This is a genomic window from Ancylobacter terrae (assembly GCF_045108345.1).
GTDB lineage: Bacteria > Pseudomonadota > Alphaproteobacteria > Rhizobiales > Xanthobacteraceae > Ancylobacter.
This window is the reverse complement of record NZ_JBJGXH010000005.1, coordinates 166,602-188,992: the sequence shown is the minus strand read 5'-3', so window position 1 is coordinate 188,992 and position 22,391 is coordinate 166,602. Positions and strand designations below refer to the sequence as shown.

Here is a 22,391-nt window from a genome sequence, read left to right as displayed (position 1 = left end):
GAATGTCCGAAACCGCCTCGCGTCTTTCCCGAACCATCTACGAGGAGACGAAGGCTCTATACGAGCGCGTTGCCGAGGATATGGGATGCCATGCCCTCGGGTATCGCATTCTCTATGGCCCTCCGATCGAGGGCGCCAAGATTTTGTTCCTCGGCCATCAGCCCGGCGGCGCGTCGCAGACGGCGGGAGCCTTCTGCCCGGGTGGCGAGCATCTCGTCTGGCCCGAGACGAGTGACTATGCCTGCGCTTCGTGGAGATTGGCGAAGTGCTTGCAGTCTATATGGCCGAAGGAGCTTCTCGCCGAGTGCACGGGCACGAACATCAACTTCTTTCGAGCACCGTCGATAGCCAGATGGCGAAGCCTGAAGAGCGACGTCCGCCGTGAGCTGGAGAGTTTCAGTCGTTCCCGCTGCGAGGCGCTTGTCCGCGCCCTCGGGCCAGAACGAATCATCGTCATCGGGATGGCTACGTTCGACAGCATCGCCGATGGGTCGCCATGTCTCGTCGGAGATAAGAACCGAGTTCTGGCCAGGGCAGGCCAATTATGGGATGTGCCTGCCATTGGCGTGGTGCATCTGAGCGGCGCGCGGATCAGTCGGGTCGACAGGATGCGACTGACCGCTTTCCTGAATCCTGCCCGTTCTTGCTGAAAGATGATGTGCGGCGCCGAGGGTCGGGCGGCCTCTACGGCTCGCGCGTTCCGGCACGACAGGATCGTGCTGCGCTGCATCACATGCGCGTGTTTGAGCCGCGATGCTTCTGTGGCACATTATGCGCGTGAGCGGCACACATCGATGCCGCCGCCAATCGATTCGGCTCCGATGCGACGCTTTCTCCTCTCCGCATTCCTCCTGGCCGGCGTCGTGACGCCGGCTTTCGCCTCGGCGGCCGATCACGAGCCCGCCCGCGGCGCGCTGCTGCTCGGGCTGATCTTCGTGGCGGCGCTGAGCTGGGTGCTCGCCTGTCGCCGCTGGTGGCTGCCGCTGGTGGCCTGGACGCCGCTGGCGCTGGGTGCGGCGGTCTATGTCGCCCATCTCATCGATCCGGCGGTGAGCGCCGCCATCCGCGAGGAGATCGGCGCCGACTACCTGCTGGAAGCCGACCTGTTCGCCGCGCTTGCCATTGTCGCGCCGCTGATGATCGTGCAGTCGCGCCTCAACCGCTTCGGCGAGTGACGGGTCGCGCGCGCTCGCGGCGGCTGTCCGGGCCCTGCGGCCCGTGGCCGGCGAGGGCGTCATAGGTCGTGTCGGTCGACAGCCCGGCGACCGGCGCCGGCAGCGGGGCGGGCAGAGCCTTGCTCGCATGTCTTCGCGTGTGACGGGCCAGCTCTCAGGTGATGGCCGAGCTTCCGACACGATCCCCGAACCCGGTCGGCTCCCGGCGGTAGACCTCGCCGGTCCCACCAGCGTCTCTCTTCTCGGTTTCGTCCGCTGGTCGGTGGCCCTCGTGCTCCTGCCGCTGTCGTCTCGTGTCGGGAGAAGCTGATCACGGAACGTGCGATGTCCGACATCGCCTCGGCGATCCGGGCCGAAGCGGGGGTGGCCTATCTTTGGCAGGTATGGGCTGCCGCCGGTCTGGAGATCGCCCTGTCGGTCCTCGCCGCGCGCTGGCAGGCCCGCCGGCGCGCGAACATGAGCGGACGGGCGCCGTCTGCAACCCGCACGAGTCATTTCGATTGATACACCTGCGAAATGATCATCCCCACAATTGACTCAGGACGGCAGTTTCAGCGACCGGACGATGTTTCGTACCCGGAAGTGTCCTTGCCTGTCCTGGGGCCGTTTGCGGCCTATAGAGCGCCGGTGCGGTTCTCAGGCCGATTTTTCCCCAGGCTTGTCCACAAGCAGGGCACCCAACCGAGCCGGATCCGTGACGGGCAGAGAGCACGTGGCGCCGGCGCAGACGAAGGCGGTGGGGACGCTCGCCTCGGCGGCTTTGGCGCGGGCGGGATGGTCGGCCGGCAGCGCGGCGCCGTCGCCGACACGAAGGATGGTCGCGTCCACACGCGGCGCGCGGCCCGCCACCGCGGCCAGCGCGTCGGCCTCGGCGCCATCCCGGCCGACGATGACGATTTCGGGCGCGCGCAGCCGCGTGTCGAGAGCGTTGAGCAGGCCGGCATGGCCGAAGAGGGCAGGGGCGATCCGCGGCAGCAGGCCGTCAAAGTGGCGATCGAGTCGGCTGCGGTATGACCCATCGCCCGTCACCACGGCGAGCCGGGCGAGATTGCGCGCGGCGATGGCGTTGGGATTGGTGACCGCCTCGTCGGTGGTGGCGTCGGGGCGCAGAATCAGGCCCTCGGCATCATCGGCGGTGAGGTACCAGCCGCCGTCCTCATGGGCGTGATGGCGGTCCAGCGCCGTCATCCACGCGACCGCCCGCTCGCGATAGGCCGGATCGCCCGTGGCCTGGAACAAGGCGAGCGCCGCCCGCGCCATCGCCGCGTAGTCCGACGACAGCCCCGGCGCCACCAGACGACCCGCCCGCCAGCTATGGCCGAGCCGATCGCCGATGGTCATCGATTCGGCTATGAAACGGAAGGCGTGCGCGGCGGCGGCGATCCATTCCGGATGGTCGAAGCGCTGGCCGGCATCCGTGAGCGCGGCGATCATCAGGCCGTTCCAGTCGGCCAGCACCTTGTCGTCGCGGCCGGGGCGGACGCGCTTCTCGCGGATTGTCAGCAGCTTCGCGCGCAGCGCGGCGAGACGCGGCTCATCATACCGATCGGCCTGATCGTCCGCCTGACCGGCCTGATCATCCACCCCGCGCGCGAGCCGATTGGGGATCGAAACGCCTTCCCAGTTGCCGTGCGGGGAAATGTCATAGGCGCGCGCGAAGACCTCGGCGTCGGCCGGTCCGAGGGCCTCGAGCAGCTGCTTCAGGGTCCACACATAGAAGCGCCCCTCATGCCCTTCCGAATCGGCGTCGAGGCTGGCGGCGAAGGCGCCTTCGTCGGTCACCATCTCGCGCAGCAGCCAGCCGACCGTCTCTCCCGCCCGCTCCCGGAACAGGGTGTCGCCGGTGGCGCTATAGGCGAGGCCGAGCAGCTCCAGAATCTGCGCGTTGTCGTAGAGCATCTTCTCGAAATGCGGCACCAGCCAGCGGTCGTCGACCGAGTAGCGGGCATAGCCGCCGCCGATATGGTCGTAGATGCCGCCCTCGCTCATGCGCTCGAGCGCATGCAGGAAGGCCTTGAGGAAGCGTTCCTTTCCGGTCCGCTCCCAGGCCCGCCAGACGAGTTCGAGATAGGGCGTGTTGGGGAATTTCGGCGCGCCCTTCAGCCCGCCATTCACGGGATCCATGATGGTGAGGATGCGGCCGGCGACATCGTCGAGCTCGGCAAGCCCGATGGTGACCTGCCCCGCCGGCCGGGCGCGATGGGCGAGGCGCTGCAGGATCGCCTCGCGGTTATTGGCGACGCGGGCCGTGTCGGTGTGGTAGGCGCGGGCCATGGTGGCGAGCACGTCGCGGAAGGCGGGCTGGCCGTAGCGTGCCTCCTTCGGGAAATAGGTGCCGCCCCAGAACGGGTTGCCCTCGGTGTCGAGGAACATGGTCAGCGGCCAGCCGCCCTGCACGCCGAGATGCTGGAGCGCGGCCATGTAGATCTGGTCGACCTCGGGGCGCTCCTCGCGATCCACCTTGATGTTCACGAAAAGCTCGTTCATCAGCTCCGCCGTGGCGGCATCCTCGAAGCTTTCATGAGCCATCACGTGGCACCAGTGGCAGGCGGCGTAGCCGATCGAGAGCAGCACCGGGCGGTTGCCGGCGCGGGCTTCGGCGAAGGCCTCGGGACCCCATTCCCACCAGGCGACCGGGTTGTCCTTGTGCTGGAGCAGATAGGGGCTGGCAGCGTCGGCAAGGCGGTTCCGGGCGGTCCGGTTCGGGGGCGGGTCATGGTCCGGCACGGGAATCTCCTGAAGGCGTCGGGGCGGCGATGATAGGGATTAAGCGGGCGGGCGGCAGGAGGAAAATGCAGTGAGCACGGATACGATCGCCGCGGTCTCCAGCGGTTCGGGCCGCGCGGCGGTGGCGGTCATCCGGCTGTCCGGGCCGCAGGCAGGCGCCGCCATGGAAGCGCTCGCGGGGGGCCTGCCGCCGCCGCGCCGGGCGAGCCTGAGGTCGTTGGTGGATCCGGCCGATGGCGATGTGCTCGACCGGGCGCTGGTGCTCTGGCTGCCCGGGCCGGGCAGCGCCACCGGCGAGGACATGGCCGAATTCCAGGTGCATGGCGGGCGGGCCGTGGTGGCGGCGGTGCTGGAGGCGCTGCGGCGGGTGCCGGGCCTACGGCTCGCCGAGGCCGGCGAATTCACCCGCCGGGCCTTCCGCAACGGGCGCATGGACCTGACCGAGGTCGAAGGTCTCGCTGATCTCCTGGCTGCCGATACCGAGGGGCAGCGGCGGCTGGCGCTGGCGCATGCCTTCGGCCATCTCGGCCAGAGGGTGGAGCGCTGGCGGGGGCGCCTGGTCCGGGCCATGGCGCTGCTGGAGGCCGGGATCGATTTTGCCGACGAGGACGACGTGCCGGCGGAAACGCGCGCCGCCGCGCGGCCGGAGATCGCGGCGTTGCGGGCCGAGCTCGGCGCCGCGCTGGACGATCCACGGGGCGCCGCGGTGCGCGCCGGATTCACGGTGGCGCTGGCCGGCCTGCCCAATGCGGGCAAGTCCTCGCTCATCAACGCGCTGACGGCCCGCGATGTGGCGATCGTCTCGGAGGAGCCGGGCACGACCCGCGATGCGCTGGAAGTCGCGCTCGATCTCGGCGGCCAGAAGGTCACGCTGGTCGACACGGCGGGCCTGCGGGAGGCCGAGAGCCGGATCGAGGCGGAAGGCATCCGCCGCGCCCGGGCGCGGATCGGTGCGGCCGATCTGGTTCTGTGGGTCCATGACAGCGGGGAGGGCGCGCCGCCCCGCGAAGCGCCGGCAAACGGGGGGAGCGCGGAGGCGCCGTTCTGGCTGCTGTCGAACAAGAGCGATGTGACCGAGCCGCTGACGGGGCCGAACCCGGCCTGGGCGGCGGCAGCGTTTCGCGTTTCCGCGGCGCGGGGAGACGGGATCGACGCCCTGCTCGCGGCGCTGTCGGCCTGGGCTGCGGACCGGGGCGGACGGGGCGAGCATCCGGCGCTGGTGCGCGCCCGCCACCGCGAGGCCGTCGCGGCCGTCGCGGCGGGGCTCGACGGGGTGCTCGCGCAGTGGGACGACCTGCCCGACGAGCTGCTGGCCGAGGAGCTTCGCGCTGCCGCTGCCGGGCTCGGCCGGGTCACCGGGCGCATCGGCGTGGAAGATCTGCTCGATGTGGTGTTCCGCGAGTTCTGCATCGGCAAGTGACGGCCGGGCGGCGATCGCCCTCGCGGCGTTTCACGTGAAACCGAGCGACTAGCGGCGTTCCCCGCCGGCGATGTTTCACGTGAATCATGCCCGCGCTTGACGCGGCGGGCGCAGGCTGTAGCAACGGGCCGCGGGATGGCGCGTAAGGAAGTCCACCATGACGAACAGCGATACCGGCTACGACGTCATCGTCGTCGGTGGCGGCCATGCCGGAACTGAGGCGGCGGCGGCCGCCGCTCGCTATGGCGCGCGCACGGCGCTGGTCACCCATAGCGCCGGCACCATCGGCACCATGTCCTGCAACCCGGCCATCGGGGGGCTCGGCAAGGGGCATCTCGTCCGCGAGGTCGACGCGCTCGACGGCCTGATGGGGCGTGTCGCCGATCGTGGCGGCATCCAGTTCCGCGTGCTGAACCGGCGCAAGGGGCCGGCGGTGCGCGGTCCCCGCGCCCAGGCGGACCGCCGGCTGTACGCCGAGGCGATGCAGGCGGCGATCGGCGCGCAGGACAATCTCGCCGTCGTCGAGGGCGAGGTCGAAGACCTGATCGTGATCGATGGCGCGGCGCGCGGCGTGCGCCTGGCGGATGGCCGCGACTTGAAGGCCGGCGCGGTGGTGCTGACGACGGGCACGTTCCTCAACGGGCTGATCCATATCGGCGAGCGGCAGATGCCGGCGGGGCGGATGGGAGAGAAGCCGGCGCTCGGCCTGTCGCCGCGGCTCGCCGCGCTGGGGCTGCGGCTGGGTCGTCTCAAGACCGGGACGCCGCCCCGGCTCGACGGGCGCACCATCGACTGGGCGAGCCTCGAGATGCAGGCGGGCGATGAGCCGCCCGAGCCGTTCTCGACGCTGACGAGGGCCATCACCACGCCGCAGGTGGCGTGCGGCATCACCCGGACGACGCCGGCGACCCATGCGGTGATCCGCGCCAACATCGGCCGCTCGGCGATGTATTCGGGGAATATCAGCAGCATCGGCCCGCGCTACTGCCCGTCGATCGAGGACAAGATCGTGCGGTTCGGCGAGCGCGACGGCCATCAGATCTTCCTGGAGCCGGAGGGGCTCGACGATCCGACGGTGTATCCCAACGGCATCTCGACCTCGCTGCCGGAAGAGGTGCAGGTCGCGCTGCTGGCCACCATTCCCGGTCTCGCGCGCGTGCGGATGACCCGGCCGGGCTACGCCATCGAGTATGACCACGTCGATCCGCGCGATCTCGATCCGACCCTGGAGGTCCAGCGCGTGCCGGGGCTGTTCCTCGCCGGCCAGATCACCGGCACGACGGGCTATGAGGAAGCGGCCGCGCAGGGCCTCGTCGCCGGGCTCAACGCCGCGCGCCGCGCGGGTGGCGCCGATGCCGCGACCATCGATCGGGCCGAGGCCTATATCGGGGTGATGATCGACGATCTCGTGACCCGCGGCGTCAGCGAGCCCTACCGCATGTTCACCTCGCGGGCGGAGTACCGCCTGTCGCTGCGCGCCGACAATGCCGACCAGCGGCTGACGGAGAGGGGCCTTGGGCTCGGCTGCGTGGGTACGGCACGGGCGGCGGCCTTTGCCGGCAAGCAGGCGGCGATCGCGGCGGTGCGGGACTGGGCCCGGTCGGTGGCCATCACGCCGAGCCAGGGCGCTCGATTCGGCCTCGTTCTGAACCAGGACGGGCAGCGCCGTACCGCCTTCGACCTGCTGGCCTATCCCAGCATCGGCTGGACCGAACTGCGGCGGATCTGGCCGGAGGCCGCCGATTTCGACGATGCCATCGCGGCCCAGGTGGAGATCGACGCGAAGTACGCCGTCTACCTTCACCGGCAGACGGCGGACATCCAGTCCTATCGGCGCGAGGAAGAACTCGAACTGCCGGCGGGCATCGATTTCGCCGCCCTGCCGGGCCTGTCGCGGGAACTTGGGGGGAAGCTCGATTCGATTCGGCCCCGTACCGTTGGCCAGGCCGGTCGCATCGACGGGATGACACCTGCCGCACTGGCGCTTCTGGCGGTGCACGCACGGCGGGCTCGGCGGTAGCGATAAGGGGATTCGCGAGCCTGCACGCGGGCGCTATAAGGGCGCCATGGCTGACGGGATTGATTCGGACCGGCGGGACGCGCTGGCGCTGACCCCTGTTTCACGTGAAACAGAGGATCGGCTGGCGACGATCGTGGCGCTGCTGCGAAAATGGCAGGCGACCATCAACCTCGTCGCCCCTTCGACCCTTCCGCAGGTCTGGCGGCGGCATGTGGCGGATTCTCTGCAGCTGGTGCCGCTGGCCGGAGCCGCCCGCCGCTGGGTCGACCTCGGCTCGGGGGCCGGCTTCCCCGGGCTGGTGGTGGCGGCGGCGCTCGCCGACGATCCGGCGGCCGATATCACGCTCGTCGAAAGCGACACCCGCAAGGCGGCTTTCCTGCGCGAGGCGGCGCGGATCGCCGAATTGCCGGTAACGGTCCTGCCCAATCGGATCGAGCAAGTTGCCGCGGCGATCGCGCCGGGGGTCGAGATCGTCTCGGCGCGGGCGCTGGCGCCGTTGCCCCGCCTGCTCGATCTGGCCGCGCCGCTGCTGGCGCAGGGGGCGACGGGTCTGTTTCTCAAGGGCCAAGATGTTGATAACGAATTGACCGAATCCTCTAAATCTTGGATTCTGGATGTCGATATCGAACACAGCCGCACCGACCCGCACGGGCGCGTTGTGATCATCCGCGGGGCCGAGCGGCGGCCGGCGACACCGTGATCCGCGAAACGCAGGGGCACACACGCATGACCGAGCGTCCCGAACTTCGGCCTGAAGCTCCGCGCGTGCTCGCCCTCGCCAACCAGAAGGGCGGGGTGGGCAAGACGACGACCGCCATCAACCTGGGCACGGCCCTGGCCGCTATCGGCGAGCGGGTGCTGATCATCGATCTCGATCCGCAGGGCAACGCCTCCACCGGCCTCGGCATCGATCAGCGCAGCCGGGCGGTGTCGTCCTACGACGTGCTGATCGGGGAGGCGAGCCTGCGCGCTGCGGTACGCGAGACGGTGGTGCCCCGCCTCGATATCGTGCCCTCGACGATGGATCTGTCGGGTCTCGAGCTTGAGATCGCCAGCGCGCGGGATCGGCCGTTCAGGCTGCGGAACGCCATTGCGGAGCTGAATGGCCCGCAGTCGGGCGCGCGCTACGGCTATGTGCTGATCGACTGCCCGCCCTCGCTCAATCTCATCACCATCAACGCCATGGCGGCCGCCAATGCCATCCTGGTGCCGCTGCAATGCGAGTTCTTCGCGCTCGAGGGTTTGTCGCAGCTGCTGAAGACGGTGGAGCAGGTGCGCTCGACGCTGAATCCGGCCCTGACCATCCACGGCATCGTGCTGACCATGTATGACGCCCGCAACAATCTTTCGAGCCAAGTCGTGGCCGATGTGCGCCAGTTCATGGGTGACAAGGTGTATGAGACCATTATCCCGCGCAATGTCCGCGTGTCCGAGGCGCCGTCCTATGGCAAGCCGGTGCTGCTCTACGATCTGAAGTGCGTGGGATCGCAGGCGTATATTCGACTCGCATCCGAAATAATCCAGCGCGAACGCGATTTGCGCGCGGCGTGAGGCAGGAGGCTCAGTCATGGCTTTGACCGATGAGGGTGGGCGTTCACGGCTCGGGCGGGGTCTGGCCGCGCTGATCGGCGATGTACGGGACCAGCCTGTGGCCGTGGAGACGCCGCGTCCGGGTCAGCGGCGGGTGCCGGTTGCCTTTCTGCGCGCAAATCCCCGCAATCCGCGCCGCAGCTTCGGCGAGGAGGAACTCGGCGAACTGGCGGACTCCATCCGCGAGCGAGGCCTGATCCAGCCCATCGTGGTACGGGCCGTGCCGGCAACCAGCGACGCTTTCGAGATCGTCGCCGGCGAGCGCCGCTGGCGGGCGGCGCAGCGGGCGGGTCTCCATGACGTTCCGATCGTCGTGGTGGAGGTCGGCGACCGCGAGGCGCTGGAGATCGCCATCATCGAGAACGTACAGCGCCAGGATCTCAATCCGCTGGAGGAGGCGGGGGGCTATCAGGCGCTGGCGGACGAGTTCGGCTATTCGCAGCAGGAAGTTGCGCGGGTGGTCGGCAAGAGCCGCAGCCACGTCGCCAACACGATGCGGCTGCTGAAGCTGCCCGATCCGGTGAAGGCGTATCTCGCCGACGGGCGGCTGTCGGCCGGCCATGCGCGGGCGCTGCTTACGCAGGAGAATCCGGAGGCGATTGCCCAGGCGATCGTCGAGCGGGGACTGAATGTCCGGGCCGTCGAAGCGTTGGCGCAGGAACTTTCCGCCGCGCGTGAAGCGGGTGCGGGCAAGTCGGCGCGGCGGCCGCGGGAGGTCGACGCCGATACGCGGGCGCTGGAACGACGCCTGTCCGACGCGCTGGGCCTCGAGGTGGCGTTGCGGCATGATGGCGACCATGGCGAGCTGCGCATCCGCTACGGCTCGCTCGAGCAGCTCGACGAGGTGTGCCGGCGGCTGGTGTCCGGCTGAGGCGGGTGTTCCGACGCTGACGAGCGGGATGCCCGGATTAATTTTTCATTCCGGACCCGTTTCGTATTGTTAAGCTCTCCCTTTCCCGGTTTGGGAAGCGAGTTTCGGCTGTCTGACTCCCCGTCGCGGCCGCGGGCGAGTCCGTCCCGCTGTAGCGTTGGAACCGGAGCTGCTTCGCGCCGGCGACGAGGGGTAGGTCGATCCGCCGCGCGGCAGAGGTGCGGGCCGCTAGCCGCGCCGCGCGGCCATGGCCAGCTGGATGAGCGCACGCTCGCCGATCGCCGGCGCGAGGGCGGCATTGCGGCGGGCCGCCAGCAGGGAATCGTCGAGCGCGATCAACGCCGTCGCCAGGCGCGACCCCGTCCAGGCGCGCAGGGCGCGCTCGACCAGGGGCTTGCGCCGGAAGTGGATGGCGGGGCGGGCGCTCTCGATCGCCCGCTCGACGGTTCCTCCGGTCTCGACTGCCGTTCGCATCGCATGCAGGGGGAACCCCGCCCGTGCGACGGCGCCGAGCACCACGTCGGCGCGCATACCTTCGCCCATCGCCTTGCCGTACGCCGCGATCGATTCGTCGACGATGCCGGCGAGGGCGTTGTCGGAAATCGCGTCGAGCGCCAGGGCGGAAGCATCGCCGACGATGGCCCGCACATGGGCGGCGGTCACCCGCCGCTCGCCGGCCGCGTAGAGCAGCAGCTTGGCGATCTCGCCGCGCGTCGCCAGACGATCGCCGCCGAGCAGCGGAATCAGTTCGTCGCGCGCCTCGCGATCGATGGATAGGCCGGCCTCCGCGACCATCGCCTCGACCAGTCGCACGATGTCGCGTTCGCCATCGGCATAGCAGGCGACGGCCAGCGCGCGCGGCGACGATTCGCAGGCGGAACGAAGCGGCGCGTTGCGCTTCAGGTCGCCGGCTTCGATGACGATGGCGGCTTCCGGCGGCGGCCCGGCGAGGAGAGTCTCGACCGCCGGGGCGATGTTGCGCGGGCCGGCCCTCACCCAGACGACGCGCCGGCCGCCGAACAGGGCGATGCTGCCGGCTTCGTCGACGAGCCGGGCGGGATCGCCCGCGATCTCGTCGCCGTCCAGCCGGACGAGACCGAACGGATCATCGCTGCCTTTGCGCGCGCGGGCGACGAAGGTCGCGGCCCGTTCCCGGACGAGGCCGGCATCCGGCCCGAACAGCAGGACGAGCGGCCGCAGCGGGTCGATGCGGGAGAGCACCGTGTCGGCGTCGGCCGCCTTGACTGCGACCATCGCGCGGTCAGCTCTTGGGCGCGCGCGTCAGCAGATAGGACGCGAGTTGCCCGCGGATCTGGTCGGCGACCACGGTGGCGGCCCGGTTCTGCGCGTCGCGTATGGCGCGGGCGCGGGCGAAGCGCTGGAAGCCGCTGTCGAGCGACGCCTTGCCGAAGGCGGTCCCCTGCGTGATCGGCTTCTTGCCGTCCACCGGCATGACGCGCTGGCCGCGCGGCACGGCGGGCAGGTCCTCGGCGTTGAAGAGCTGCCAGCTGGCATCGACGGTGACGAGCTCGACCTCCGGCAGGCCGGAAACGGGATCGATGATGGCCGACGCCGTATTGTCGCTGACCCGCAGCAGCAGCTTGTAGGGCACGCCGGTGGGATTTCCGTCGCCGCCGGTGAGCTGGAAGATCAGGTCGTTGCGGACCTCGTTGGCGATGCGCCCCTCGATGAAGACGATCTCGATATCGGCCATGCGCTCGCGCAGGCCGGGACCGCCGCCGGGCGTGCTCTCGGCATACATGGGCTGAAAGCAGCCCGCGGTCGACGCGGCGAGGAGGCCCGCGGCGGCGAGCCCGATGAAGCGGCGGCGGCTGGGCGTCCGGTCAGGCGACGACATTCACGATCCTCTTGGGAACCACGATGATACGCTTCGGAGGGCGTCCGTCGAGTGCCTTCGCGACCGCATCGAGCGCGAGCACCGCCGCTTCCACCTCGGCAGGGGAGGCGGCGAGGGGCACAGTGATGTCGGCGCGCCGCTTGCCGTTGATTTGAATCGGCAGCGTAACGGTGTCCTCGACCAGTAGCGCCGGCTCGACGAGCGGCCAGCGCGCCTCGCTGACCAGGCCCTCGCCGCCGATCGCGGTCCAGCATTCCTCGGCGAGATGGGGCACCATCGGGGCGATGACCTGCGCGAGGAAACCCGCCGCCTCGCGCAGGGCGTAGGCGACGTCGGGCTCGCCCGCCCGGTCCTTCAGCGCGACGAGCGCATCGCCGAAGCTATTGGCGAAGCTGTGCACGCGCGAGACCGCCACATTGAAGTGGAGATTGTCGATCTCCTCCTCGACCTGCGCGGCGAGCTTATGCGTCGCCCGGCGCAGGGCCGTCGATTCGGCACCGAAAGCATCCGGCCGGGCGGGAGCGGGACCGGGAACCAGCGCCATCGCGTCATTGACCAGGCGCCAGATGCGCTGCTGGAAGCGCCAGGCGCCGGCGATGCCCTCGCTGGTCCACTCCCGATCGCGTTCGGGCGGGGTGTCGGAGAGCATGAACCAGCGGGCGCAGTCGACGCCATAGGTATCGGCGACCACTTCCGGCGGCACCACGTTCTTCTTCGACTTCGACATCTTCTCGGGCGGGCCGACCGTGACCGGCTCGTTCGTGCCGACCCGGACCGCGGTGCCGTCGGGACGCTTGTCGACCTCCTCGGGGAACAGCCACTTGCCGCTCGCGTCCTTGTAGGTCTCGTGGACGATCATGCCTTGCGTGAACAGGCCGGCGAAGGGCTCCTCGACCGAGACGCGGCCGATCTTCTTCAGCGTGCGGGTGAAGAAGCGCGAGTAAAGCAGGTGCAGGATCGCGTGCTCGATGCCGCCGATATACTGGTCGACCGGCAGCCAGTGATCGGCGGCGGCGCTCGACAGCGGCGCGGTGCCGGGCTCGGCCGCGAAGCGGGCGAAATACCAGGACGAATCGACGAAGGTGTCCATCGTGTCCGTCTCGCGCGTCGCCGGCTCGTTGCAGTGCGGGCAGGCGACGTGCTTCCAGGTCGGATGGCGGTCGAGCGGGTTGCCGGGCGCGTCGAAGGTGACGTCCTCGGGCAGGCGCACGGGGAGCTGCTCCTCCGGCACCGGCACCGGGCCGCAGCTCGGGCAGTGGATCACCGGGATCGGGCAGCCCCAGTAGCGCTGGCGCGAGATGCCCCAGTCGCGCAGGCGGAAATTCACCGCGCGTTCGCCCACCGGCTCGCCGGCGAGGCGCTCGCGTTCCAGTCGGGCCGCGACCTGTTCCTTGGCGTCCGGCACGGCGAGGCCATCGAGGAAGCGGGAATTGAACAGCGTGCCGTCGCCGTCATAGGCGGCGCCGTCGAGCGTGAAGGTCGAGGGCTCGGCGCCGTCGGGCAGCACGACCGGCACGATGGGCAGCCCGTATTTCGAGGCGAAGTCGTAGTCGCGCTGGTCGTGCGCGGGGCAGCCGAAGATGGCGCCGGTGCCGTAGTCCATCAGCACGAAATTGGCGACGTAGACCGGCACGGGATCGCCGCCGAGCGGGTGGCGCACGGTGAGGCCGGTGTCGAAGCCCATCTTCTCCTGGGTCTCGATCTCGGCGGTGGAGGTGCCGCCGCGCCGGCATTCCTCGACGAAGGCGGCGAGTTCGGGCCGCCGCGCCGCCAGCGCCTCGGTGAGCGGGTGCCCGGGCGACAGCGCGATGAAGGAGGCGCCGAACAGCGTGTCGGGGCGGGTGGTGTAGACCTTGATCTCGGCGGGGAGGTGCTCCGGCGGGTTCTCGATGCCGAAGCGGACATAGAGGCCCTCGGAGCGGCCGATCCAGTTGCGCTGCATCAGGCGCACCTTGTCCGGCCAGCGCTCCAGCGTGTCGAGGCCGTCCAGCAGCTCCTGCGCGGCGGCGGAGATGCGGAAGAACCACTGCGCCAGCTTGCGCCGCTCGACCAGCGCCCCCGAGCGCCAGCCGCGCCCGTCGATCACCTGCTCGTTGGCGAGCACGGTGTTGTCGACCGGGTCCCAGTTGACCTCGCTCTCCTTGCGATAGACAAAGCCGCCCTTCAGGAACTCGAGGAAGATGCGCTGCTGCTCGCCGTAATATTCCGGGTCGCAGGTGGCGATCTCGCGCGACCAGTCGAGCGACAGGCCGAGCAGCTTGAGCTGCTCCCGCATGGTGGCGATGTTCTCGTAGGTCCACACGCCGGGATGGGTGTTGCGTTCGATGGCGGCGTTCTCGGCCGGCAGGCCGAAGGCGTCCCAGCCCATCGGGTGAAGGACGTTGAAGCCCTTCATGCGCTTGAAGCGCGCCACCACGTCGCCCATTACATAGTTGCGGCCATGGCCGATGTGGATGCGCCCCGACGGATAGGGGAACATCTCCAGGACGTAGTATTTCGGGCGCGGATCATCGTTGCGCGTGCGGAAGATGCCGCGCTCGTTCCAGATGGTCTGCCAGCGGGGCTCGGCCTCGCGGGCATTGTAGCGTTCGGTACTCATGCTGTTCGTGACGCGCCATGTCTCATGCGGCGCCCGTGCGGCCGGACGCCAAGGTCGGCGGGACTAGGCCATGAAGACAGGGGCGGGGTCAACCGGCTCGTCCGCCGGAACCGCCCGCGGTCCGGCGCAGCAGCAGCGAATCCGCGCGCAGGGCGCCGGCGCGGCAGGTGTTGCGCCCCGCACGCTTGGCCTCGTAGAGCGCGCCGTCGGCGGCGGCGAGCAGGTCGGAGGGCTCGCTGCTGCGACCCGACTGGCAGGCGGCATAGCCGACGGAGACCGTCACCCGCCCGCCCGGCGTGCCGGCGTGACGGATGTCGAGGCTCTCGACCATGGTGCGCAGGCGGTTGGCGACATCGCTGGCGGTCGCCAGGTCGCTGTCCGGCATGAGCAGGGCGAATTCCTCGCCGCCCAGCCGGGCGATGAGATCGCTGCCGCGCACCGAGGCGCCGAGCGCGGCGGCGATGCGGCGCAGGCAGGCGTCGCCCTCGCCGTGGCCGTACATGTCGTTATACGCCTTGAACTGATCGACATCGATCATCAGCATCGCCACGGTCCGGCTGGGGCCCTGCCAGAGCGCCGCCATCGCCCGGTCGAAGGCGCGGCGGTTGGCGAGGCCGGTCAGCGGATCGAGGCTGGCCAGCGACAGGAGCTGCTGGTTGGCCTGACGCAGCGCGTTCTCACGCTGGGTCAGCTGCCGGGCCATGGCGCCGAAGGCGGTGATCAGCGGTTCCAGCTCGGCGATGCGACCGGTGTCCGGCGGCGCGAGCGCATCCTCGCCGCGCCCGAAGCTCGCCAGCCGGGCGGCGAGGAGCTGAACCGGCTGCACGACCAGCTTTTCCCCCGCCAGCCACAAGCCGGCAAAGACGAGGAGGCAGGCGGTGGCGAAAATGGCGACGGCGCGGAAGGCCGCGGCCTCGATCGGGGCCATGACGCTGGCCGCGCTGAGCCCGATGGCGAGGCGCATATTGGTGCCGGGAAGCCGCTCGAAGCCGTAGACCCGCGCGATGCCGTCGGGCCCGCTCGAGGTGATGGTGCCGTGGGACCGGGGCAGGATGGCGGTGACGAGTTCGGTGTTCTTCAGGTTCTGGCCGAGCCATCGCGTGGCGTCCGGATAGGCGCTGATGACGATTCCCTCGGGATCGATCAGCAGGGCGACGGCGCTGACGTCGAGATCGGCGATGATCGAGATCGGAATGAGGTCGTCCAGCGCGAACTGGCCGACCAGAACCGCGATGATGTCGCCGCTATCGCCGATAACGGGCTGGGAGGCGACCACCAGCGGCCGGCGGGAGACATAGTTCTGGCCGACGCTGCTCACGTTGAAGGTGCCGGTCATGGCGACCCGGAAATAATCGCGGCGGGACACGTCGATGCCGGCGACGCCCGGCGCGGTCGAACAGGTGGCGATCCCCTGCGCGTCGATGATCGACATGGACTGCATGCCGTGCGTGGCGTCGACCACCCGCGGGAGGCTGTCACAGAAGCCCGGCGTGGTAACCTCCTGCTGGAGGTCGAGCGCCAGCGCCTGCAGGGCGCCGCGGCTCATGGCAACCGTCTCGCGAAACACGGAGACGCCCCGATCGGTGAGGTCGAGAACCTGCCGGTTGACGGCGTCGAGGCGCTCGGATCGCTCGGACAGGATGCTGAAGATGCGCTCGCCCATCAGCAGAGCGAGGATCAGTGCGGTAAGGGCTCCCAGCCGCCGGCGGATACTCGGTACATGACGGCGGGACGAGGGCCCGCCGCCCTGTGCCGTCCCCGCCCGGTTCAGCTCGGCCATGACCCCCGACTATGACTCCCGCTCGCCGCCCGGCACCCATCTGCGCTCAGTATCACCCGATCATACTAAACGCATGCTAGCGCGGGTGGTGCGCGAAGGCCGTTACAGGCCGCATCGGCCTCTCACTTCGCAGCACGGTTAACCACTCATGAAGATGCCGGCGCCGCGGAGGCGACGGCATCGTAGCCGCGTGCCGTGAACTCGATCAGGCAGAAGCCGTGGCCGAAGGGATCGGCGCAGACCGCGATCGAGCCCCAGGCCTCGTCGCGGCGCGGGGATTCGAGGATGGCGCCGGCGGACAGCGCGCGGTCGAGCGCCTGGTCGAGGTCCGCCACCACCACGTCGAGATGAACCGGGGTCCAGTGGCGGGCATAGTCGCGGGCGAGGGCCGTGCCGCGCACCGCGGTCGACCCCGGCGGGTGGGCGAGGAGATAGATCGGCGCCGTCGCCCCGACCATCTCCACCCCGCCGGCGCCGAAGCGGCGGGCTGCGACGAGGCCGAACGCCGCGGCGTAGAAGGCCTCGGCCGCCCCGAGATCGGGCACGTCGATATTGACAAGCAGCTGCATGGCTTTCACTCCCTCGACGCTTACCCCTTGAAGCCGGGATCGACCGATGACCGCGACCGCTGCCGACCGTCTCGCCGAGGTGCGCGCCCGCATCCTCGCCGCCTGCCGCGATGCCGGTCGCGATCCGGCCGGGGTCGGGCTCGTCGCCGTCTCCAAGACCTTCGGCGCGGAGGATATCATCCCTGCGCTCGACGCCGGGCAGCGTGTCTTCGGCGAGAACCGCGTGCAGGAGGCGGCCGGCAAGTGGCCCGGGCTGCGCGCGCGTTACCCCGACGTCGAGCTGCACCTGATCGGGCCGCTGCAGACCAACAAGGTGCGGGACGCGCTCGCCCTGTTCGACGTCATCCATACGCTCGACCGGCCCTCGCTCGCCGTGGCGCTCGCCAAAGAGCTGGCGCGCCCGGGGGCGCCCGCGACGCCCCGCCTGCTGGTGCAGGTCAATACCGGCGAGGAGCCGCAGAAGGCCGGCGTCGCGCCGCTGGAGGCGGATGCGTTCATCGCCGAGTGCCGCGATGTCCATGGCCTCGCCATCGAGGGGCTGATGTGCATTCCGCCCGCGGACGAGGCGCCGGCGCCGCATTTCGCGCTGCTCGCCAGCATCGCCCGCCGCAACGGGCTGGCGACGCTGTCCATGGGCATGAGCGCGGATTATCCGGTGGCGATCGGGCTGGGCGCGACGCTGGTGCGGGTGGGCAGCGCCATTTTCGGCCATCGCTGAAACGATCAACCGATCCGCAGGCGCGTGCCGGGCCGCAAATGCGGCAGCAGCCGGCGCAGGTCGGCCGGGCGGAAGGCGACGCAGCCGGCGGTGGGGCCGCCGTCCGGCCGTTCCAGATGCAGGAACACCGCCGAGCCGCCGCGCGCCTTGCGCGGGCGCTGGTTGTGGTCGAGCACGATGACGAGGTCGTAGAGGCGGTCCGCGCGCCACATCTCCTCATGCGAGGCCCGCAGCGGCAGGCGGACCGGCCGGTTGTAGCGGCGATCGGCGGGATCGTCGCACCAGCCATCGTCGCGCCGGATCGGCCGGATCGGCAGACGGGTGACGGGACGGGCGCCCCGGTCCGCCCGCCAGCGCAGTTCGACCAGCCGCCAGATGCCGGCGGGCGTGGCGCCGTCGCCCTCCTTCTTGGCGTGGCGGATGCCCGCGCGGCCGAGCGCCACGGGGATACGGCTGCCGCGCCAGAGCAGGACGCCGCGCTGCTTGTGCCCCGGCTGCGTCACGACGCGCAACGCCGGCGCCACCGGTCCCTGAGCCGATCCCGATCTGCGACGATCCACGCCCGTTCCACCTTCACGATCACGTCAGCTCGGCCCGTAAAGCCGGCTTTGCCCGATCCGGCAACCGCTGTTGCGCTTGCCGGCTCCCCATCCGTCAGCCTACTTCCGCAGCGCGCGGCGCCGGTGCATCCTATACGAGATCGGCGGGAGCGATTCACGCGGCGTGAACACAGCGGCGCCTGTCCTCATGAGTGGGACGGGCGGGTCACGGGAAAAATCAGATGGCGAATGCCCAGCGAATTCTGGTGGTCGACGACGACATCGAGCTTCGCGATGCGCTGGTGGAACAGCTCGGCCTGCTCGACGAGTTCGAGACCGTCACGGCCGGAACAGCGCAGGAGGCGATGGCGGAAGTCGAGGCGAGCCGCATCGATCTCGTGCTGATGGATGTGGGCCTGCCGGACATGGACGGGCGTGATGCCGTGCGCGCCATGCGCCGCAAGGGGTTCAAGGCCCCGGTCATCATGCTGACCGGCCACGACACCGAGAGCGACACCATCATGGGGCTCGAGGCGGGCGCCAACGACTATGTCGTCAAGCCGTTCCGCTTCGCCGTGCTGCTGGCCCGCATCCGGGCGCAGGTGCGCTCGCACGAGGCGAGCGAGGACGCCGTCTTCACCATCGGCCCCTATACGTTCCGGCCCGGCGCGAAGCTGCTCGTCACCGAGCGGAACTCGAAGATCCGCCTGACCGAGAAGGAGACGGCGATCCTGCGCTACCTCTACCGCGCCGGAAAGAAGCCGGTGGCGCGCGAGATCCTGCTGCAGGAAGTGTGGGGCTACAATTCCGGCGTGACCACGCACACGCTGGAAACCCACATCTACCGCCTGCGCCAGAAGATCGAGAAGGATCCCTCCCACCCGAACCTGCTGGCGACCGAGGCGGGCGGCTACAAGCTGCTGCCCTGACCGGAACGCGCCGCCGGCCGACCACGCGTCCGGTGTTCCCGCGCCGAGCGCCGGGCGATGCGCCCGCGGGTCGGCCGCGGCGCGGGGCGATTTGTCCTAGGCTCTGCCGGGAAAGTGTGATTCGCTCGGCAGAACCGCGTCGCGACGCGACCGGCGCCCGCCGAATCCGCTTGCCCTTGCCCTCCTGCCCCTGGCCGCCTGCCGCATGTCCATCGACGACGATATTGCGCTGCTCGACCGGATACCGACCTTCCAGATGCTCGGGCGGGACGCGCTGCGAATCATCGCCATCGGTGCCGAGAGCCGGATCGTGCGGGGCGGCGACATCCTGTTCCGCGAGGGGCAGTCGGGTGATTCGGGCTATGTCGTCGTCAGCGGCACCTTCGCCCTGACGCAGGAGCGGCGCAGCCGGCGCCGGGACGGGCCGCAGACCGTCGGCCCGGGCACGCTGATGGGCGAACTCGCCCTGCTCACCGACTGCAAGCGCCCGGCGACCGCGACCGCCACCGAGCTGTCCACGGTGCTGCGCATCCCCCGCAGCATCTTCCTGCGCACGCTCGAGAGCTATCCCGACGCGGCCGCCCGCGTCGCCCGCATGATCCGCGACCGCATCGCCGGCACGCTGACCGATCTCGATGCCGTCCGCCAGCGCCTCGAGGCGATCGAGCCGCCCCCGCGTGCGCCCGGCCGTCCGCTCGGGCGCTGAGCGGGGCAGCCGCCATGATCCCGGTTACCGCGACCATCGCCCTCGACGAGGCGGAGATCGAGGAGAGCTTCGTGCGCGCCTCGGGACCGGGCGGGCAGAACGTCAACAAGCTCTCCACCGCCGTGCAGCTGCGCTTCGACGCGCGCGGCTCGCCCAGCCTGCCGGAGGGCGTCAAGGAACGGCTCACGACCCTGGCCGGGCGGCGCATGACCCGCGAGGGGGTGATCGTGATCATCGCCCAGCGCTTCCGCACCCAGGAGCGCAACCGCGAGGACGCGCTGGAACGGCTGCTGGAGCTCATCCGCGCGGCGAGCGTGGTGCCGGTCAAGCGCCGCCCGACACGGCCGACGCTCGGCTCGAAGGTGCGGCGGCTCGACAGCAAGGCGAAGCGCGGCGAGGTGAAGTCGCTGCGCCAGTCGCGACCCAAGCACGAGGACTGACGCCGGCGGCGGAACCTTGCCGCCCCGCTCAGAAATCGGAGGCGATGCCCTTCACTTCCCAGTCGCCGTAGCGCACCGGCTCGGGGCCGTCGCGGCCGTTGATCTCGGCCGGGGCGGGCTGGGCGTCGGCGTCGCGGGCCGCGCGCCGGGCCGCGGCCTCCTCCAGCGCGCGGCGCGCGGCCGGGGTGAGGGGGCGTCCGGGCGCGGCGGCGGCCGGCAGGGGGGGCGGCGTTTCGGGTTCGCTCATGGCGCGCTAGCATCAATCTCCCGGGGGCGGCGTCAAGGGTCGGCGCCCGCTCTGCCCTTGCGGAAGCGAGCCGCCGTTCCCATCCTAGTTCAGCCGTTTTCCGCATCCTTGATGAGGCGGGCGGCGGTGGAGGAGGACCATGAACTATCTGCGCACGGCGATCCTGCTCGCGGGCATGACGGCCCTGTTCATGGCCGTCGGCTTCCTGCTGGGCGGGCGCGGCGGCATGATGATCGCGTTCGTCGTCGCCGCGGGCATGAACATCTTCAGCTACTGGAACTCGGACAAGATGGTGCTGTCGATGTACGGCGCCCGCCGGGTCGACCGCTCGAGCGCGCCGGAATATGTCGGCATGGTCGAGGAGCTGGCGCGGCGGGCGAACCTGCCGATGCCGGCGGTCTACATCATGGACAACCCCCAGCCGAATGCCTTCGCGACCGGGCGCAACCCGCAGAACGCCGCGGTGGCGGCGACCACGGGGCTGCTCAACTCGCTGTCGCGCGAGGAAGTCGCCGGCGTGATGGCGCACGAACTCGCGCACATCAAGAATCACGACACGCTGACCATGACGATCACCGCCACGCTGGCGGGCGCCATCTCGATGCTGGCGAATTTCGGCATGTTCTTCGGCGGCGACCGCGACCGGCCGTTCGGCGCCATCGGCACGATACTGATGATGATCCTCGCCCCGATGGCGGCGATGGTGGTGCAGATGGCGATCTCCCGCTCGCGCGAATACGAGGCCGACAAGCTCGGCGCTGAAATGTGCGGCCAGCCGATGTGGCTCGCCTCGGCGCTGGCGCGCATCTCCAATGCCGCGCACCAGGTGCCGAACATGGAGGCCGAGCACAACCCGGCGACCGCGCACATGTTCATCATCAATCCGCTGTCGGGCGCGCGTATGGACAATCTGTTCTCCACCCACCCGGCGACCGAAAACCGCATCGCGGCGCTGCGGGCGCTGGCCGAGCGCATGGGTGGCGGCGGGTCGGGCTTTGCGTCGGCGACGCCCCGGGGCGGGTCCGTGGCGACGGGCTCCTCCGGCGCCTGGGGGCGCGGTGCGGCGCCCGACACCCCCCGGCGGGGGCCGTGGGGCTGACCCTCCCGGCGCGGCGTCCGCCGCCGTCCCCTCGGCACGATGACCCACGCTTGAAATGACGCGCCGTCGAGGTTACAGAGAGCGCCGTTGCCGCTTTAGCTCAGCTGGTAGAGCATCGCATTCGTAATGCGGGGGTCACAGGTTCGAATCCTGTAAGCGGCACCACTTCCCCGCCCGTCGGCGCCGTCCAACTAACCGGGCGACTTCCCATCATCCTGCCCTCTGCCGGAATTCGTGCACGCACCCTTTCGGTGCGGGCGCGTCGATTCCCCCGATCTCGCCCGGCCGCTTCCGCGCGGTCTCGACGGCGGACCGACGGGTGCGCCTCGGCAAGGTGCGGCCCGGCGCCGATCGTCGCGGCGCGTGGCGCAACCATAGCTCCGCCGCAATCCGCGACTGAGCTTGACGCCGTTGTCGCGGTTCACCGAAAGGTCGGGCGATGGATGCGGCGATCCGGACGTTGGGCGAAAAGCTCCTGATGCATGGCGCGAGCTCTCTGTCGGAGCGCGACCGGCGGCTGCTTCACCGACTGGCCCGGCGGATCGAGACCAGCCAGCACCGGCTCGCGACGGTGCCCTTCCACGAACGGCTCGCCGAAAAGCTCTCGATGTGGGCGGGGTCCTGGGTCTTCATCGGCTGTTTCCTGGGGCTGCTGGTGTTCTGGCTGGAAATGAACTCGCACCGGCACGTACCGTTCGACCCGTTTCCCTACCCGGCCCTCAACCTGTTTCTGTCCATCCTGGCGCCGACGCAGGCGCTGCTCATCCTGATGGCGCAGAACCGGCAGACCCGCCGCAGCCGGGCCCACGCCGCAAAGGAATATGCCATCACCCTGCGCATGGCGGTGGAGGTCGCCACTCTGCGCGACATCGCCGCCGCACGCCCGTCCGGCGCCGAGGGTCGCCTGCGCGCGGTCGAGGAGGCGCTCGGACGGATCGAGCAGCGCCTCGCGCAACCGACCTTCGTGCCCGAGGGTAACGGCGCGCACCCCTCCGCCGTCCATCCGCTGGCACCGATGGGCGGCCTGCATCCGGCCGGCGGCACGGGGCGCGACGTGCGGCTGCGCGACTGAAGGGCCCGGCGCGCCCAGCAAGGCGTGCTGAA

Annotated in this window: 22 protein-coding genes and 1 tRNA gene; 15 read left to right on the top strand and 8 right to left on the bottom strand. The window is 70.1% G+C overall.

The window, feature by feature from the left end; translation table 11 throughout:
* The first annotated feature begins 2 nt into the window (after positions 1-2).
* From ACEUEL_RS21390 to ACEUEL_RS21380, 3 genes are all read left to right on the top strand, one after another.
* Positions 3-650: a hypothetical protein gene (locus tag ACEUEL_RS21390; RefSeq protein ID WP_405710046.1), complete on the top strand. Its 648-nt coding sequence runs from the start codon at positions 3-5 to the stop codon at positions 648-650.
* A gap of 171 nt (positions 651-821) precedes the next feature.
* Positions 822-1,175: a hypothetical protein gene (locus tag ACEUEL_RS21385; RefSeq protein WP_405710043.1), complete on the top strand. Its 354-nt coding sequence runs from the start codon at positions 822-824 to the stop codon at positions 1,173-1,175.
* 324 nt (positions 1,176-1,499) lie between these two features.
* Positions 1,500-1,679 carry a hypothetical protein gene (locus ACEUEL_RS21380; RefSeq protein ID WP_405710040.1) on the top strand — a complete coding sequence of 60 codons (180 nt, stop codon included), beginning with the start codon at positions 1,500-1,502 and terminating at the stop codon, positions 1,677-1,679.
* A gap of 132 nt (positions 1,680-1,811) precedes the next feature.
* Here ACEUEL_RS21380 and ACEUEL_RS21375 read toward each other — a convergent pair whose 3' ends face one another.
* Positions 1,812-3,902: a thioredoxin domain-containing protein gene (locus tag ACEUEL_RS21375; protein WP_405710038.1), complete on the bottom strand. Its 2,091-nt coding sequence runs from the start codon at positions 3,900-3,902 to the stop codon at positions 1,812-1,814.
* Between the two features lie 70 nt (positions 3,903-3,972).
* On the opposite strand from ACEUEL_RS21375, the gene mnmE reads away from it, so the two are divergent.
* The 5 genes from mnmE (at position 3,973) to ACEUEL_RS21350 (ending at position 9,803) form a co-directional block, all read left to right on the top strand.
* Positions 3,973-5,322, top strand: coding sequence for a tRNA uridine-5-carboxymethylaminomethyl(34) synthesis GTPase MnmE (mnmE, locus tag ACEUEL_RS21370; RefSeq protein WP_405710035.1), 1,350 nt, complete (start codon positions 3,973-3,975; stop codon positions 5,320-5,322).
* A gap of 157 nt (positions 5,323-5,479) precedes the next feature.
* The gene (gene mnmG, locus ACEUEL_RS21365; protein ID WP_405710032.1) at positions 5,480-7,342 is read left to right on the top strand and encodes a tRNA uridine-5-carboxymethylaminomethyl(34) synthesis enzyme MnmG; all 1,863 of its coding nucleotides are present in this window, start codon (positions 5,480-5,482) and stop codon (positions 7,340-7,342) included.
* A 46-nt stretch (positions 7,343-7,388) separates the two neighbouring features.
* Positions 7,389-8,042: a 16S rRNA (guanine(527)-N(7))-methyltransferase RsmG gene (gene rsmG / locus ACEUEL_RS21360; protein ID WP_405710029.1), complete on the top strand. Its 654-nt coding sequence runs from the start codon at positions 7,389-7,391 to the stop codon at positions 8,040-8,042.
* 26 nt (positions 8,043-8,068) lie between these two features.
* A complete protein-coding gene (locus ACEUEL_RS21355; protein ID WP_405710238.1) occupies positions 8,069-8,893 on the top strand; it encodes a ParA family protein in 825 nt (274 codons plus the stop codon).
* A 16-nt stretch (positions 8,894-8,909) separates the two neighbouring features.
* On the top strand, positions 8,910-9,803 hold the full coding sequence (locus tag ACEUEL_RS21350) for a ParB/RepB/Spo0J family partition protein (protein ID WP_405710026.1): 894 nt from the start codon (positions 8,910-8,912) through the stop codon (positions 9,801-9,803).
* 228 nt (positions 9,804-10,031) lie between these two features.
* Here ACEUEL_RS21350 and holA read toward each other — a convergent pair whose 3' ends face one another.
* The 5 genes from holA to ACEUEL_RS21325 all read right to left on the bottom strand — a co-directional run bounded on the left by holA (position 10,032) and on the right by ACEUEL_RS21325 (position 16,609).
* Positions 10,032-11,057 (bottom strand): DNA polymerase III subunit delta, encoded by a 1,026-nt coding sequence (gene holA / locus ACEUEL_RS21345; RefSeq protein ID WP_405710023.1) that lies wholly within the window; start codon positions 11,055-11,057, stop codon positions 10,032-10,034.
* Between the two features lie 7 nt (positions 11,058-11,064).
* Positions 11,065-11,661 (bottom strand): hypothetical protein, encoded by a 597-nt coding sequence (locus tag ACEUEL_RS21340; RefSeq protein ID WP_405710020.1) that lies wholly within the window; start codon positions 11,659-11,661, stop codon positions 11,065-11,067.
* Positions 11,648-14,260, bottom strand: coding sequence for a leucine--tRNA ligase (leuS, locus tag ACEUEL_RS21335; RefSeq protein ID WP_405710017.1), 2,613 nt, complete (start codon positions 14,258-14,260; stop codon positions 11,648-11,650). Before leuS ends, ACEUEL_RS21340 begins: the two co-directional genes overlap by 14 nt.
* Before the next feature lie 88 nt (positions 14,261-14,348).
* Positions 14,349-16,040, bottom strand: a complete 1,692-nt coding sequence (locus ACEUEL_RS21330; protein WP_405710014.1) for a sensor domain-containing diguanylate cyclase — start codon at positions 16,038-16,040, stop codon at positions 14,349-14,351.
* 146 nt (positions 16,041-16,186) lie between these two features.
* Entirely contained in the window at positions 16,187-16,609 is a 423-nt protein-coding gene (locus tag ACEUEL_RS21325) for a VOC family protein (protein WP_405710011.1), read from the bottom strand.
* A 46-nt stretch (positions 16,610-16,655) separates the two neighbouring features.
* On the opposite strand from ACEUEL_RS21325, the gene ACEUEL_RS21320 reads away from it, so the two are divergent.
* Positions 16,656-17,327: a YggS family pyridoxal phosphate-dependent enzyme gene (locus ACEUEL_RS21320; protein WP_405710008.1), complete on the top strand. Its 672-nt coding sequence runs from the start codon at positions 16,656-16,658 to the stop codon at positions 17,325-17,327.
* A gap of 5 nt (positions 17,328-17,332) precedes the next feature.
* Here ACEUEL_RS21320 and ACEUEL_RS21315 read toward each other — a convergent pair whose 3' ends face one another.
* Positions 17,333-17,887, bottom strand: coding sequence for a L,D-transpeptidase family protein (locus ACEUEL_RS21315; RefSeq protein ID WP_405710005.1), 555 nt, complete (start codon positions 17,885-17,887; stop codon positions 17,333-17,335).
* Between the two features lie 221 nt (positions 17,888-18,108).
* Here ACEUEL_RS21315 and ACEUEL_RS21310 point away from each other — a divergent pair, with 221 nt between their 5' ends.
* The 3 genes from ACEUEL_RS21310 (at position 18,109) to arfB (ending at position 19,941) form a co-directional block, all read left to right on the top strand.
* Positions 18,109-18,795 carry a response regulator transcription factor gene (locus ACEUEL_RS21310; protein ID WP_405710002.1) on the top strand — a complete coding sequence of 229 codons (687 nt, stop codon included), beginning with the start codon at positions 18,109-18,111 and terminating at the stop codon, positions 18,793-18,795.
* Between the two features lie 205 nt (positions 18,796-19,000).
* Positions 19,001-19,501 (top strand): cyclic nucleotide-binding domain-containing protein, encoded by a 501-nt coding sequence (locus ACEUEL_RS21305; RefSeq protein WP_405709999.1) that lies wholly within the window; start codon positions 19,001-19,003, stop codon positions 19,499-19,501.
* A gap of 14 nt (positions 19,502-19,515) precedes the next feature.
* Positions 19,516-19,941 carry an alternative ribosome rescue aminoacyl-tRNA hydrolase ArfB gene (gene arfB / locus ACEUEL_RS21300; protein ID WP_405709996.1) on the top strand — a complete coding sequence of 142 codons (426 nt, stop codon included), beginning with the start codon at positions 19,516-19,518 and terminating at the stop codon, positions 19,939-19,941.
* A 28-nt stretch (positions 19,942-19,969) separates the two neighbouring features.
* On the opposite strand, the gene ACEUEL_RS21295 is transcribed toward arfB, so the two are convergent.
* Positions 19,970-20,188 (bottom strand): DUF1674 domain-containing protein, encoded by a 219-nt coding sequence (locus ACEUEL_RS21295; protein ID WP_405709994.1) that lies wholly within the window; start codon positions 20,186-20,188, stop codon positions 19,970-19,972.
* A gap of 139 nt (positions 20,189-20,327) precedes the next feature.
* Between ACEUEL_RS21295 and htpX the strand changes: the two genes are divergently transcribed.
* The 3 genes from htpX to ACEUEL_RS21280 all read left to right on the top strand — a co-directional run bounded on the left by htpX (position 20,328) and on the right by ACEUEL_RS21280 (position 22,359).
* A complete protein-coding gene (gene htpX, locus ACEUEL_RS21290) occupies positions 20,328-21,287 on the top strand; it encodes a zinc metalloprotease HtpX (RefSeq protein ID WP_405709991.1) in 960 nt (319 codons plus the stop codon).
* A gap of 89 nt (positions 21,288-21,376) precedes the next feature.
* Positions 21,377-21,452: transfer RNA gene (locus tag ACEUEL_RS21285), tRNA-Thr, on the top strand.
* 274 nt (positions 21,453-21,726) lie between these two features.
* Positions 21,727-22,359 carry a DUF1003 domain-containing protein gene (locus ACEUEL_RS21280; RefSeq protein WP_405709988.1) on the top strand — a complete coding sequence of 211 codons (633 nt, stop codon included), beginning with the start codon at positions 21,727-21,729 and terminating at the stop codon, positions 22,357-22,359.
* Positions 22,360-22,391 lie beyond the last annotated feature (32 nt).